The following is a 15,096-nucleotide window of genomic DNA, read 5'->3' on the forward strand; positions in this document are numbered from 1 at the left end:
TTGTCCTCTCCAGATGTTAGCTTTTTATTCAACCCACTACAGTTGACAGAGAGCCTCTTAATTTAGTATACTATCAATAAATAATATTATAGAAGCAATAATAACTATAATTTTACCTATTTGGATAAGCTTATTTTGAGATTTAAATATATTTTCTAACAAAAATATTTGGATCACACACATTATAGGAATTAAATTTTTTGAAATTGAGAAGTACCCAAACAAATAGACTATAAATAATAAAAATAAAACTATATTGTATTTCTTATTCAAAACAGTTATCACTAATTGCCTTAATTCCCAAAATAGTAGATCCCATGTCAACTACAGCATATCCGAATTTTGTAATATTGTCGTAATTAGCTCCAGATTCAGCAATGGATATTAAAGCAGAAGCGGCTGCCTTGATACCTCCTACTGCTGCTATAAATTGTTTAATTTTAACAAGCATACCAATACCAACAGCAGCAGATCCTACTGCCCAAGCAACTGCACCGACACATCCCCAAAAGTCTCTGAACTGTACTTCATTATCAAATTTTAAATCTATACCTTTACTAAGCATATATTTATCAATTTCTTCCTGATTCCCTCTTTCCAACATTCCTTGTGGCATTTCATCTACTGCTTTTAAAATTAATAAAATAGATTCTTCCGATAAATCTTTAAAAGTATTTCCAAGTTTTGTCGCTGAAACCACCTCATTAGCATGAACAACTGAAACACCTTCTGTAAGTGCTATATTCAATATTACTGTACTAAGTAATGCAACACTCACCATTTTTATTTTTTTATTCATAATCAAAAATCCTCCTCTCTATATTTTTTGATTATGAATCTTAATAATTTACAACTATGTTATAACAAAAAATGAAAGCGTTGTCAATACATACGTCTTGTTTTTTTGAACAAAAACAGAAAAACTGGCAAATAATGTCATTGAATTAAGAAACTCAAATACGATTCTGTATTTGAGTTTCTTTTATTTGAAAAAACAGTAAAAAGCGCTAAAAATCAAACCAGTCTAAATTTTTCTTATGATCTTAAATGTTTCAATAGCGTTTGCGCTTTTTCTAGATTAAAGGTTTTTTCAGCAATCAAGTTTTCTACTAACTTGGGTACTTCTGCCTCAGTCGCACCTGCTAAAAGCGCTAAAGATTTCGCTTGAAGCTTCATGTGTCCATGCTGAATCCCTGTACTGACAAGAGCTTTAAGTGCTGCAAAGTTTTGAGCGAGACCAATCGAAACGATAATTTGAGCCAATTCTTTGGCAGATGGTTGACCTAGCAACTCATGACTGAGTACAACTCGAGGATTGAGACCAATCGAACCGCCCTTAGTGGCAACTGGCATCGGCATGGTCATCTCTCCAATAAGCTCTTCGTTTTCCAAATCTATAGTCCAACGACTGAGTCCTCGATAGGCGCCATCATGACTTGCATAGGCATGCGCTCCTGCTTCGATGGCACGCCAATCATTTCCTGTCGCAATCAAAAGGGCATCGATTCCATTAAAAATTCCCTTATTGTGAGTAGCTGCTCGATAAGGATCTGCCTGAGCAAACTGGCTAGCTAAAACCATTTTTTCCGCTAGTTCACGCGCTTCATCCTTCTGGCGACTCAAATAACGAAAGGCAATACGACAAGTTGCTGTTACTAGAGAATCTGTGGCATAGTTGGATAGAATTCCCATTAAACTTTGCCCTTGACTTAGAGCCTCTAGACTTGGTTTTAAAGCTTCAAGCATGGTATTGAGCATATTAGCTCCCATTGCTTCCTGAGTATCTACATGGAGATAAACCACTAAAAAGTCAGACTCACCAGAAATTTTTTCAACTGTTAGCTCTCTGGCTCCACCACCACGTTTGACAATAGAGGGATAGGCTTGGTTTGCTTGTTCGAGCAACTCTGCTTTTTGACTCAGAATAGCCTGACAAGCTTTATCCCTATCTGGAACCTGATAGAGGGCTACCTGACCTATCATTTGTCGCTGATGAACTTGAGCTGTAAAACCTCCAGCACGTTTGATAATCTTACTGGCAAAACTAGCTGCAGCAACAACAGATGGTTCTTCGGTCACATAGGGAACTGTGTATTCTTGACCATTTACCAGAACTTCTGGAACGATTGAGTATGGAAGTGAGAAGGTTCCTACCACATTTTCACTCAATTGGTCCGCTACTGCTAGACTGAGATTTTCATTTTGCGCAAGACTTTCTTGGGCTTCAATAGTAGTAAGCGCCTGAGACTTAACGAACTCTAGGCGCTCTTGAATTGATTTTTTAGCAAATCCATTCCAATTTTTTTTCATTATTTTTCAACCTTGCTGTAGCGACGTTGGTGTTCTACAATCTCAACAAGGGCATAGTCTTGCCCTTCATAGCCTGACATCGTTGCAGAACCAGACTCATCTAATTGGGCTTCCTCAAAGAAGATTCGTTCATAGTCAGCAACACTCAATGCTTGACGTTGGTCTAGCAAGTCTAAGCGATTTTTCTGCAATTGCTTTTCAAAACCTTCAACCAATACTACACTAAAGAACTCAGATACAGCCCCACTACCATAGCTGTAGAGGGCAATCTTATCCCCAGCTTTTAGGCTATCAGAATTTTCAAGAAGAGACAAGAGACCTAAGAAGAGTGAACCTGTATAAATGTTCCCAACTTTTTGGCTATAAATAATAGATTCATCAAAGTGCTTTTGAAGCAAGTCCTTCTTCTCTTGAGGCAAGGATTTGTCTAGGATTTTTTTCAATCCTTTGAGAGCTAGCTTTGGATATGGCAAGTGGAAACATACAGCTTCAAAATCATCCAAAGTACAGTCATAACGCTTTTGGTACTCTTCCCAAGTCGTTTTTAAGCTATCAAGATATTGTTGCGTTGAGTAAACCCCATTTACAAATGGTGTTGTCGAGTAATTTGGACGCCAAAAGTCCATAATATCACGAGTTTGTGCAACATTATCATTATTGAAGACCATAACACGTGGATTTTGGCTAATCAACATAGCAACACAGCCTGCACCTTGAGTTGGTTCTCCAGGAGTTTCGACACCATATCTTGCAATATCGCTAGCCAGCACTAAAACTTTTGATTTAGGAGAATTTTCTACATGTAACTTAGCATAGTGAAGGGCCGCTGTTGCACCATAGCAAGCTTCCTTGATTTCAAAACTACGAGCAAATGGTTGAATTCCTAGCAAACCGTGTACAAAGACAGCTGCAGCTTTACTCTGGTCAATCCCAGACTCTGTCGCTACGATAACCATGTCAATCTCTTGCTTCTCTTCTTCAGTCAGGATAGAATTACCTGCACTGGCAGCCAAGGTAACAATATCCTCTGTCAAAGGAGCAATACTCAATTCTTTTAAAAGGAGTCCTTTACTCAATTTTTCAGGATCAATTCCTCGGGTTTCCGCTAAATCTTGTAATTTCAAAACGTATTGACTGGTTGCAAAACCAATCTTATCAATACCGATTGTCATATTTACCTCTATTTTTATCATTCATTGTAAAAAATCGTTCACCTCTATTTTATCACAATTGAGGTCAAATGAGCTAAAAAAGACTTGATTCACCAAATCAAGTTCATTATCTCATTTTTCAAATAGAACTTTAGGGCTACAAAAAATCGAGTCTTAGCTAGCTCGATTCTTTTTGAGATAATGATACAATTTCAACAAAACTGTCCCACTGGCCATTCCAATGGAGATAACAAGGGCCAACATCATAACTAGCATGGCACTAGAAATGGCATGGCCGTAGTCACCTGTAACGAAGAAGGAAGTGGTTCGATAGGACAGATAACCTGGCACTAATGGTGCCAGAATGGCTAGGGCAAAAACCACTGCTGGTGTTTTGTAGAGAATACTCATAATCTGGCTAACACAAGAACCAATCACCGCAGCAATAAAGGTTGCCAAAATAACATTGGTTGGTTCCTTGAGTATCAGATAGAGTAGCCAGATAGACATTCCTAAAACTCCACCAGGGATAAGCATGGAACGCTGGACATTTAAAACGATTAAAAAGGTAATAATGGCAAGCAAACTTGCCAGAGCTTGCAATAAAAATGTTGTTAGTGTCATATTAGTTCATGAGTAAGAGGGCGACTGATGTTCCAGCCCCTAAGGCAAGGGTGATCAGCAAGGATTCAAACATCTTGCTCATACCAGAGTTAATGTGATTGGTCATAATATCTCGAACAGCATTAGTCAGGGCAATTCCAGGTACAAAAGGCATGACCGCACCAGCAATGACCAAATCGGCTGTCGATGGTAAACCAGAATAGCGCGCCCAAAATTGTGCAATCAAACCAAAGACAAGAGCTCCTGCAAAAGCTGTCATAAAAGGAATACGAATAAACTTTTCTACATAGAGAGAGAAAGTAAAAGCAAACAAGGTCGCCACTCCTGCCCCTATTGCATCGTAGACATTCCCACCGAACATGATTGAAAAGAAAGGAGCACTGAGGGTCGCTGCAGCAGTTAGTTGAACATTGGTATAGGGAGATGCCTTAGCATTCAATTCCTTTAGTTGGATAAAGGCTGTCTCCAAATCAAGCTGTCCTGACACGAGTTGCCGCGAAATTTGGTTGACATCACACACCTTCTCAATATTATAAGCAGAGGAGGTCACTCGCTTCATACGAGAGATATTTGTATTTTCAATGGAGAAAAAAATGGCTGCGGGCATGGCTAAAACATTACAATCCAGAATACCCTGTGAATGAGCAATCCGAATCATGGTATCTTCAACACGATAAATCTCAGATCCATTTCGAAGTAGAATCGTTCCAGCTAGCATGATGACATCAATAACTGCATTCAGTTTTTTTGATTCTTCCATGTTTCCCTCCTTTTTCAAACTCCATTTTATTTTATCATAATTTCGGAGGAAAAAAAATCTTTGCCACAAAAACTGTGACAAAGATTATTTAGTTATCAGTGTTATGTTCGTCCGCATGAGTTTGCGTAGACGAAGATGGAGTAGATGAACTTTGAGATGGCACCGTATTATCTGCCCTGTTAGAGTTACGCTGGCTCGAAGATGGAACAGAAGAAGATGATGGTGGAGTTTTTGGTTTATAAATAGAGATCTTTATACGTGTCGTACTTAGATCAACTTTCGCACCTAGTTTTGGACTTTGATCGACAACAGTTCCTTCAGCAGTGCCCTCAGGTGCTGTCGAAACCTCTACTACTTCGATATTAGCTTCCTTGACACCAACAATCTGAATTAAGTTATTCTTTGTAAATTCAAGACTTGAGCCAATATAACTTGGCATGGTCACGGTTGTCACCTTTTTAGCAACAGTCAAAACGATAGAAGTTGCCTTGCTAAGATCATAGGTTGTACCTTCTGCTAGGCTCTGTTTTAAAATCACACCTGGTTCTGATTCACTGGACTCTTCTTCTTCAATCTTAATCAGATTTTCAGGAACCTTTTTCCCTTTCAATTCTGCTATGACATCTGTAGATTTACGACCAACATAATTTCCAAGCTTAAAGGATTGTTGACCTGAAGAAATAATGAGATTAACCTTAGTTCCTTCTTTGCGAGCTGAGCCAGCATCTGGATCTGTTCGGATAACCCGACCTTCTTCTACGGTATCACTCGCTTCGGTCTTCTCCTCGCCAATCTCAAAATTCGCTTTTTTCAAGTTTTCCTTAGCTTCAGCAACAGTTTGACCTGCAACTTTTGGAATCTCAACAGTAGCTGGTGTTCTGGATAAAATCCAGACAAGGGAAGCCAGGACCAATACGAAGCTTGCCAAGAGAACTAGATAACGTGCCTTAAAGCGACGTTTTTTCACTGGTTTTTCCAGCGGCTCTTTCGCAGCAACCTCTGGATTGACTCTAGCAGTCTGAGAAATTTCTGGCTGTGGTTGAACCTTTGGAATCGATGTTAAGGTTGTCTGAGGAACTTTTGGCAAGGTCTTGGTATCTGCCTTACTAGCATCATCAAAAACACGTTTGGCTTCATTTCTACGATTATAAGACAAACTACTGGATAAATCCACATACATCTCTGAAACTGACTTGTATCGATCCGTAAGCTTTTTAGCAGTTGCTTTGATGACCACATTCTCCAAAGCTTGGGGAACAGATGGATTTTCAGCTATAACCGAAGGAAGTGGTTTTTGAAAATGCTGGAGGGCAATGGTTACTGCACTATCGCCATCATAAGGGATACGCCCTGTCAGCATCTCGTAGAAAATAATCCCCATGGCATAGATGTCACTCTGCACAGTTGCCTTAGAGCCACGAGCCTGCTCAGGTGACAAGTAGTGGACAGAACCCAACATAGAATTGGTCTGAGTCAGACTTGTCTCTGCAAAGGCTACAGCAATCCCAAAGTCCGTCACCTTAGCCGTTCCATCAGGAGTTAAAAGAATATTTTGAGGTTTTAAGTCACGATGGACAATACCTTTAGTGTGCGCCAAGCGCATCGCTAAGAGAATCTGACCCATGATACGGACAGCTTCTTCATTTGAGAGGGGATAGTGTTCTTTGATATAGCGTTTGAGATCAAGACCAGCTACATATTCCATAGCTAGGTACTGTTGACCGTCCTCTTCGCCGATATCCGTTATCCGAACGATATGGGGATGATCTAAGTCAGCCATTGCACGCGCTTCACGCTGAAAACGAGCAACAGCAATCGGGTCAGTCTGGTAGTTAGTCCTCAGGACCTTTACAGCTACCTCTTCCCCGTCTAAAATCAAATCCTTGGCTAGGTAGACATCTGCCATACCTCCACGGCCAATTTGTTTGATAATCCGATACCGCCCGGCAAAAATCTTGCCGATCTGGATCATAGTGCCGCCTCCTCCTTAATCGAAACAAGGGCAACTGTAATATTATCAAGCCCTCCGGCATTGTTGGCAAAGCGTACCAAAGTGGCCGCCTTATCATCAAGCGAAATATCGCTTGTCACAATATCATAGATCTCACTGCCTGAAATCATATTGGTTAGACCGTCACTATTCATGACCAGATAGTCACCTGCTTCCAAGCTGACAATTCCAAAATCAGGTTGAATTTCGTCTTTTTGTCCGATAGATTGGGTGATGATATTCTTTTGTGGATGTGCTTCAGCTTCTTCAGGTGTCAATTGACCTGCCTTAAGCAATTCGTTAACCAAGGAATGATCACTTGTCAGTTGACGGTACTCTTCCCCTCGAATGAGACCGATTCTAGAATCTCCGATATGGGCATAAATTGCCTGATTTCCGATAACTGCAAGAGCTTCGAGGGTTGTCCCCATTCCCTTGTAGGCTTCATCTCGTCCTAGTTGATAAATCTTTTGATTTTCAACTTCTAGATGGTGGGCAAACCATTCGCGAACTTCATTAACGGTGTCGATCTGCGTATCAACCCAGGCAACACCTAAGTCCGTAACTGCCATCTCACTGGCAATATTTCCTGCGCGATGACCTCCCATCCCATCAGCCAAGATGATCATCGTGCGACCAGCACGGTTGACAAAAAGATTGACATAGTCTTGATTATTTGTACGCTTCTGACCCACATCTGTTAATAATGAAATCTCCATTGTGTCAGTTCCTTCCTAATTGGATATCTTACGAAATTGGCTGATGAAGAATCCATCACTTCCGTATAATTCCGGAGTAATAAGGATACAGCCATCTTTTAGAATATCCTTGCATTCGTGTTCTAGTTTAACCTGCTCGAACTCGGGATGACTTTCTAAAAATGCTTGAACCACTTGAAAGTTCTCTTCTGAGACAATAGTGCAGGTACTATACGTTATTATACCACCTTTTCGTAGTGTTTGACAAACACTACCTAATATTTCCAGCTGAATTTCCTGTAATGACGCGAAATCTGATGTTTCTTTATTGTATTTGATATCTGGTTTGCGACGCAATAGACCAATCCCTGAACAAGGAGCGTCAACTAAAATCTTATCAAATTGATCCTTGCCAAAAAACTCATGCACCTTTCTGGCATCCAATTTTTGCGTTTGGACACGGTCTGCTACGCCTAAACGCTGAGCATTTTCTTGAATCAAATTGAGTTTATGATCATAGAGATCTAGAGCCGTTACCTGACCTATCGTCAAATAAGATGCCATATGGGCGGTCTTTCCACCAGGAGCTGCACAAGCATCTAAAACCTGCTCGTCACCTTGTAGCTCTAGTGTCGGTGCAACCAGTTGACTTGACTCATCTTGGATAGTAATAAGTCCTTCTGAAAACAAGTCATGACTAGCAAAATGTCCCTGTTCCTTAACCAGACCAGCAGGAGATAAAAGAGAATCACTTGCACCAAGCAGAGCTTTGATTTCCTCTTTTCGGCTCAAATCTGTTACGCGAATACTGGCTTTATTACGCTTCAATAGACTTTCAAAAATCGCTTGCGCTCTCTCTTCACCATACTCTTCCTTGAGCTTAGAAACCAACCACACTGGCAAAGAGTAGGCGATGGAATCACGCTTATTTTTACGTTTGATACTGGCAATATCTGGCAAGCCCTCACGCAAGATGCGGCGCAGAACAGCATTGACTAGTTTTTCGCTACCTTTTTTTCGAAGTTTAGCCAGTTCCACTGCTTCATTGACCACTGCATGATCAGGAAGTTTATCCAAGTATTCGAGTTGATAGACGCTCATGAGAAGCAAAACATAGAGCCAGCTGTCTAGCTTGTCTCTATCCTCAATAAAGTGAGACAAATACCATTCTAAAGTTAGTTTACGAGCTACGGTTCCATAGACCAGTTCGGTCACCAAGCCTTTGTCTGTTGCTGACAGCTGACTGGCTTTTAGGTGTTTGTTTAAGGCGATATTGGAGTAAGCTTGTTGGATAAAGACATATTCCAATACCTCTAGGGCTAAACTTCTAGCCGTTTCTACTTTAGTCACCAAATCGTTCTCCTACTGCTAAAGTCCGTCCCACACCGTTAAGGAAGGAACCAATGTCCATTTTAGGTTTTCCTGCTGGTTGAACCTGTTTGAGAGATAGAGCCCCTTCTGCTGTTGCGACAATCAATTCTTTCTTACCGATGGAGAGTATCTTACCTGGAGTTCCATGACCTTCTACAGGCAGAGCTTCATAGATTTTGAAGCGTTCGCCCTTTAGAAAAGTATGAGCAACTGGCCAAGGATTCATCCCACGAATTTGGTTAAAGAGTTGACGGTTGGTCTTGTTCCAGTCCAACTTTTCTTCTTCAGGTTTGATATTAGGCGAAAATGTAACCTGGCTTGGGTCCTGTGGTTGAGGCTGAATCTCGCCAGCAATGTATGCAGGCAAAGTATCCAAAAGCAAATCACGACCAACAATCGCCAATTTCTCAAACAAGGTTCCTACATTGTCCTCATCTGTAATAGGGATGCTGCGACGGGAAATCATATCTCCTGCATCCATTTCCTTGACCATTTCCATAATGGTCACACCAGCTTCCTCATCCCCTTGAATCAAGGCATAATGGATAGGAGCACCACCACGGTGTTTAGGAAGGAGGGAAGCATGAACGTTGACCGCAAAATTCATGCTATCAAGGAGTTTACTTGGGAGAAATTGTCCAAAAGCTGCAGTCACAATTCCATCAGCACCCAAGTTCATGATAGCTTCCATTTCTGGACTACCCGATAATTTTTCTGGTTGGTAGATAGGAAGCCCTGCTTCTTTAGCTGCTTGTTTTACTGGGGTTTCTTGTATGACTTTTTTACGCCCAACTGCGCGATCTGGTTGTGTTACAACAGCTACAATCTCGTAGCGGTCATCTGACAAAAGTCCCTTCAAAACGGTCGCTGAAAATTCAGGCGTTCCCATAAAGATTAGTTTCGTCATATCTTCTCCTTCTTATAAAAATTGTTGCGGTTCGTGGTCAATACTGAGACGAAGGTCGCTATTTTCCCGTTCTTGTGTCAAGGCCAAGACCTGGTTAAGGGTTGGACCAAGCTCATCTTCTAAACGGTATTTAATCAAAATTTGATAATGATAGAGGTTATGAGTACGAGCGATAGGTTTTGGCGTTGGACCAAGGATGATACTAGCATCCGACAAACCTGACCGTAAAATTTCCATGACCTCATAAGCTCTTCTAAGAACCTCTTCTTCTTTCTTATGAGACAAGGTAATCCCAATAGTGAAATAATAAGGTGGATAGCCAAGTTGACGTCTGATACCCATTTCATAGACATAGAAGCCTTCATAGTCCTGATCCTTGGCGAAGCGAATGGCATAATGCTGAGGATTGTAAGACTGGATCAAGACCTGCCCAGCTTTTTCAGCCCTTCCTGCTCGTCCTGCCACCTGGGTCAAGAGTTGAAAGGTTCTCTCAGAAGAACGGAAATCAGGCAGATTCAAGGCTGTATCCGCATTGAGAACACCAACCAAGGTCACATTTGGAAAATCCAAGCCCTTGGCAATCATCTGGGTTCCCAGAAGAATATCCGCTTCACCCTTGCCAAACTGCTCAAGAAGTGCTTGGTGACTACCTTTTTTGCGAGTTGTATCCACATCCATGCGCAGAATACGTGCCTCTGGAAAGAGTTCAGCTAGTTCATCATAGGCCTTCTGAGTTCCTGTTCCATAGTAACGAATACTGCGACTCTGACAGTTGGGACAGACATGTGGAATTTCCTTCGTAAAACCACAATAATGACAGTTCATAGTCTTAGTATCCATATGCAGCGTCAAGGAAATATCGCAGTTGGGACAAGTATCCACGGTCCCACATTCTCGGCACATGACAAAGCTAGAATAACCACGACGATTGAGCATGAGAACAACCTGCTCTTTTTTATCCAGTCGATCTTGAATGGCCTCAATCAGTGGTGGTGTAAAGTTTGATGTTTCATTCTGCCCAATGTAATCACGGAAGTCAATGAGTTGAACTTCAGGAATACTTGCTAAAGGATTGGCACGTTGAGTCAGACGTAGATGTTGATAAACACCCTTACCAGCACGCGCACGGCTTTCTAGACTCGGTGTTGCAGAACCAAGGACTAGGGCAGCTTGATTGTACTGGGCACGTAAAAGAGCCACATCTCTAGCATGGTAGCGAGGATTGCTATCTTGCTTATAACTAGCCTCATGCTCTTCATCAATAATGATAACACCTAAATTTTTCAAAGGTGCAAAAATAGCAGACCTGGCCCCAACAACTACCTGAGCATCTCCACGCTCCACCTTGCGCCACTCATCATACTTTTCACCATTGGACAAGCCTGAGTGGAGGATGGCAACTTGCTCACCAAAACGAGCAATAAAGCGCTCTGTCATTTGAGGTGTCAGAGAGATTTCCGGAACTAGAACAATCGCTGTTTTTCCCATATCCAAGGCACCTTGGATAATCTGTAGGTAAACCTCGGTTTTCCCACTTCCTGTGATTCCTTGAAGGAGAAATGGAGGGTGTTTCTTCCCAATCGCTCCAACAACCGCCTCACAGGCTAGTTTTTGCTCTGGGTTTAACTCTAAGGCTTGATTTGACTCGATTCCTTCAAAGTAGGCAGCTGAACGTTGTACTTCTTTTTGAAGGATCGTCAAAGCACCCTGTTCCACAAAGAAATTGATTTGTTGCCGAGAGTAATGTTCTAACAAAGCAGCCAAAGGAGTACTTTCTGGATGTGCTAATAAATAATCTCGCAGTTCCAATTTCTTCTTGGCACGGTTTGAGATTTCTAGCTTTTCTAATTTGTCAAGATTCACTTGAATCCAAGACTGTGTTTTAACCTTCTTCTGGTCTATAGCCTGATACTCGAGTTTCAAGAGCCCTTTGCGAGTCAATCGCATCATCTCCGCCTGCTTTTTCAAATCAAGTGATGAAAATGCTAAGGACTCTTGCGAACCGAATAAGCGTTCCTTTTCCTCCTGACTCAAGCCTTCCAGAGGATAGAGGATTTTATCATAGCTAGAATTCAAAAATCCTGGAAGCATAGCTTTTAGAATAGAAATCTTGTATGAAAAAACTGACTTACGTAGTTCTTCGGCTAGCCAGAGTTGTTCCTCCGTTAAGACAGGAGAAAAGTCCAGCACCTCAGCAATTTCTTTCAAGTCCTCATCTGCCATTTCCGATTCTTGTTCCATTCCAAGAACAATCCCTTGAATCAAGCGATTGGCCTTCCCAAAAGGCACATGAACTCGCATACCAACTTCCAGCATCCCTTCAAATTCCTCTGGAATCTTGTAGCTATAGGGCTGGTCTGTCTGCATCAAAGGAACATCCACAATGATTTTTGCAATAGCCATATCCTCACCTCCTTCTTTACTTAAATCGTTTTAATTGATTGAGTATTCTTGCAATAGAAAAAATAAGATTGAGTCCCCCCAACCTTAAATTTTTTCACCTTCTTCTTTTTCTTTCGCGATTTGCTCTTTAATTTTCTTTTCTTCTTCTTCTCTCAATCGTCTTTCTTCTTCGATACGACGACGAACAGCTTCGCGTTTTCCTTCTGGATCTGGGTGGATGGTTACATTCCCTGATTCAATTTCTTCTAAGGCACGAAGTGTAGATTTTTCAGATTTGAATTCTTGTGTTGGAGTTGCTCCAGCTTCTAATTCGTGAGCACGTTTTGCTTCCAAGATTACGAGTGAATATTTTGATGGTACCTTGTCAAGCAAGGTATCAATAGAGGGTTTAAGCATCATTTGTTTGTACCTGTTTTCTATAGTTTATCGAATAGTCGGCGACTTTGGTAGCATATCCTGGTAGTGACCGATGACACGATCGACGCGGAAATGTTCTGCTTCAATCACACGTTTGACACGTTCTGCGGCAAGAGGAACATGATCATTGACAATAGCATAGTCATACTCACGCATCAAAGCAATTTCTTCTTTGGCTTTTTCAATACGCTGTGCAATCACTTCTGCGCTATCTGTACCACGACCAACGAGACGGTCTTGCAATTCTTCCAAATCTGGTGGTGTCAAAAAGATAAAGACCGCATCTGGAACTTTTTTCTTGACCTGAAGAGCTCCCTGCACTTCAATTTCAAGAAAGACATCGATTCCCTTATCAAGCGTTTCATTAACATAAGTCAGAGGAGTTCCATAATAGTTACCCACATACTCTGCATACTCTAACATCTGTCCTTGACGGATCAATTCTTCAAATTCTTCACGCGTACGGAAGAAATAGTCAACTCCGTCTACTTCACCTGGACGTTGCGCCCGCGTTGTCATAGATACAGAATATTGGAATTGGTTTTCAGAACTCTCAAAAATTTCTCGTCTAACCGTTCCTTTTCCAACTCCTGAAGGACCTGAAAAAACGATTAGTAAGCCACGGTCTGCCATGATGTCTCCTTTGGATAGTTTGTGAAATGCCTTGAAAATTCATTCAGAATTCTCTTTGTGAAGGCATTTCTGCTTACTACAATCTTTCTATCTAGTGTAACAAAAAAGCAGTAATTTTTCAACTGCTCTTTCTTATTTATTTTGCGTAATCAACTGCACGAAGTTCACGAATCACGGTTACCTTGATATTTCCTGGGTAATCGAGGTTGCTTTCGATTTTCTCACGAACTTTGTGAGCTAAGATTGTGACCTTATCGTCCTTGATTTGACCTGGATTTACCATGATTCGGATTTCACGACCTGCTTGAAGGGCAAAGCTATTTTGAACTCCTTCAAAGCTATTAGCGATTTCTTCTAAATCATGGAGACGTTTGATGTAGCTTTCAAGCGATTCGCTACGAGCTCCTGGGCGGGCTGCACTTAAGGCATCCGCTGCAGCAACGAGAACTGCAATCACACTTTCAGGCTCTACATCTCCGTGGTGACTAGCAATCGTGTTAATCACAACTGGATGCTCTTTGTACTTGCGAGCTAATTCAGTACCAATCTCAACGTGGCTACCTTCTACTTCTCGGTCAATGGCTTTACCAATATCGTGAAGGAATCCTGCACGGCGGGCAAGAGCTGCATTTTCACCAAGTTCGCTAGCCATGATACCAGCTAACTTAGCCACTTCGATTGAGTGTCGCAAGACATTTTGTCCGTATGAAGTACGGAACTGTAAGCGACCCATGATCTTCATCAAGTCTGGGTGAAGGTTTGGTGCACCGATTTCATAGGCTGCAGCTTCACCATATTCACGAATCTTGTTATCAATCTCTTGACGGTTTTTCTCAACCAACTCTTCGATACGAGCTGGGTGAATTCGTCCATCCTTAAGCAAGGTTTCCATCGTCATACGGGCAATCTCACGGCGGATAGGATCAAAACCTGACAAGGTTACCACTTCTGGCGTATCATCAATGATGACATCAACCCCTGTCAAACTTTCAAAAGTACGGATGTTACGACCTTCACGACCAATGATACGACCTTTCATAGTATCATCAGGCAGATGAACTGTCGAGTTGGTAGACTCAGCTACATACTCACCAGCAATTCTCTGCATCGCTTGGGACAAGATATCCTTAGCAAGCTTATCTGAACGTTCCTTGACTTCTTGCTCCGCCTCACGAATGCGGCTAGCAATTTCCTTGGTCAAGTCTTCTTCTGTCTGGGCTAAGATAATATCTTTTGCCTCTGACTGAGTCAGACTTCCGACACGCTCAAGTTCTGCTTGCTTTTGCTTTTCAATTTCCTCTAGTTGCTCTTCACGTGCATCAAGGTTTTTTGCTCTATCAGAAATACTTTGTTCTTTTTGTTCAAGTGTTTTTTCTTTGTTCGTCAAATTATCGTCTTTACGGTCAAGGCTCGTAGCTCTCTCCGTCAAACGACTTTCGATTTGCTTGAGTTCTTGACGCTCCGACTTAAATTCAGCGTCCACTTCTTCGCGGTATTTTCTGGCTTCCTCTTTAGCCTCCAATAGTGCTTCTTTTTTAAGGGATTTGCTTTCGCTCTTGGCTTCATTTAGTAATAAATCCGCTTCGCGCTCAGCTTGTCCTCGTAAATTAGTTGCTTCTTGTTCAGCATTTAAAAGCATCAGCTCTGCAGCCTCTTGTGATGATTTCATCTTGACTGAGATGCTGACATATCCAATGACTAAACCAATGATGACGGCAAAAACAACGATAACAATCGCCATAATTTCCATGTTTTTACCTCAATTTATTTGTTTATCCGAATGATATGCATTCTTATACATTCTACCATAAAAAATCATTTTTAACAAACCT

Annotated in this window: 13 protein-coding genes; all 13 read right to left on the reverse strand. The window is 41.5% G+C overall.

Features of this window, described 5'->3' with window-relative positions; genetic code table 11:
• Positions 1-265 precede the first annotated feature (265 nt).
• The 13 genes from RQ973_RS01425 to RQ973_RS01485 all read right to left on the reverse strand — a co-directional run bounded on the left by RQ973_RS01425 (position 266) and on the right by RQ973_RS01485 (position 15,014).
• Positions 266-799 (reverse strand): hypothetical protein, encoded by a 534-nt coding sequence (locus RQ973_RS01425; RefSeq protein WP_075231433.1) that lies wholly within the window; start codon positions 797-799, stop codon positions 266-268.
• A gap of 236 nt (positions 800-1,035) precedes the next feature.
• Positions 1,036-2,310 carry a hydroxymethylglutaryl-CoA reductase, degradative gene (locus RQ973_RS01430; protein WP_075231434.1) on the reverse strand — a complete coding sequence of 425 codons (1,275 nt, stop codon included), beginning with the start codon at positions 2,308-2,310 and terminating at the stop codon, positions 1,036-1,038.
• Complete coding sequence (locus tag RQ973_RS01435) at positions 2,310-3,482, reverse strand: hydroxymethylglutaryl-CoA synthase (RefSeq protein WP_075231435.1); 1,173 nt, start codon at positions 3,480-3,482, stop codon at positions 2,310-2,312. The genes RQ973_RS01430 and RQ973_RS01435 overlap by 1 nt, the downstream gene beginning before the upstream one ends.
• 153 nt (positions 3,483-3,635) lie before the next feature.
• Positions 3,636-4,085: a threonine/serine exporter family protein gene (locus RQ973_RS01440; protein WP_049503410.1), complete on the reverse strand. Its 450-nt coding sequence runs from the start codon at positions 4,083-4,085 to the stop codon at positions 3,636-3,638.
• 1 nt (position 4,086) lies between these two features.
• Positions 4,087-4,845 carry a threonine/serine exporter family protein gene (locus RQ973_RS01445; RefSeq protein ID WP_075231436.1) on the reverse strand — a complete coding sequence of 253 codons (759 nt, stop codon included), beginning with the start codon at positions 4,843-4,845 and terminating at the stop codon, positions 4,087-4,089.
• An 88-nt stretch (positions 4,846-4,933) separates the two neighbouring features.
• Complete coding sequence (gene pknB, locus RQ973_RS01450; RefSeq protein WP_075231437.1) at positions 4,934-6,817, reverse strand: Stk1 family PASTA domain-containing Ser/Thr kinase; 1,884 nt, start codon at positions 6,815-6,817, stop codon at positions 4,934-4,936.
• Positions 6,814-7,554: a Stp1/IreP family PP2C-type Ser/Thr phosphatase gene (locus RQ973_RS01455; protein ID WP_075231438.1), complete on the reverse strand. Its 741-nt coding sequence runs from the start codon at positions 7,552-7,554 to the stop codon at positions 6,814-6,816. Before RQ973_RS01455 ends, pknB begins: the two co-directional genes overlap by 4 nt.
• 15 nt (positions 7,555-7,569) lie before the next feature.
• A complete protein-coding gene (rsmB, locus tag RQ973_RS01460; protein ID WP_311522520.1) occupies positions 7,570-8,883 on the reverse strand; it encodes a 16S rRNA (cytosine(967)-C(5))-methyltransferase RsmB in 1,314 nt (437 codons plus the stop codon).
• Complete coding sequence (fmt, locus tag RQ973_RS01465; protein ID WP_311522521.1) at positions 8,876-9,811, reverse strand: methionyl-tRNA formyltransferase; 936 nt, start codon at positions 9,809-9,811, stop codon at positions 8,876-8,878. Before fmt ends, rsmB begins: the two co-directional genes overlap by 8 nt.
• Before the next feature lie 12 nt (positions 9,812-9,823).
• The gene (locus tag RQ973_RS01470; protein ID WP_311522522.1) at positions 9,824-12,214 is read right to left on the reverse strand and encodes a primosomal protein N'; all 2,391 of its coding nucleotides are present in this window, start codon (positions 12,212-12,214) and stop codon (positions 9,824-9,826) included.
• Positions 12,215-12,298: 84 nt separating this feature from the next.
• Positions 12,299-12,613, reverse strand: a complete 315-nt coding sequence (gene rpoZ, locus RQ973_RS01475; RefSeq protein ID WP_004251389.1) for a DNA-directed RNA polymerase subunit omega — start codon at positions 12,611-12,613, stop codon at positions 12,299-12,301.
• A 24-nt stretch (positions 12,614-12,637) separates the two neighbouring features.
• Entirely contained in the window at positions 12,638-13,264 is a 627-nt protein-coding gene (gmk, locus tag RQ973_RS01480; protein WP_000775049.1) for a guanylate kinase, read from the reverse strand.
• 136 nt (positions 13,265-13,400) lie between these two features.
• Complete coding sequence (locus RQ973_RS01485; RefSeq protein ID WP_311522523.1) at positions 13,401-15,014, reverse strand: ribonuclease Y; 1,614 nt, start codon at positions 15,012-15,014, stop codon at positions 13,401-13,403.
• Positions 15,015-15,096 lie beyond the last annotated feature (82 nt).

The organism is uncultured Streptococcus sp. (genome assembly GCF_963511325.1).
GTDB lineage: Bacteria > Bacillota > Bacilli > Lactobacillales > Streptococcaceae > Streptococcus.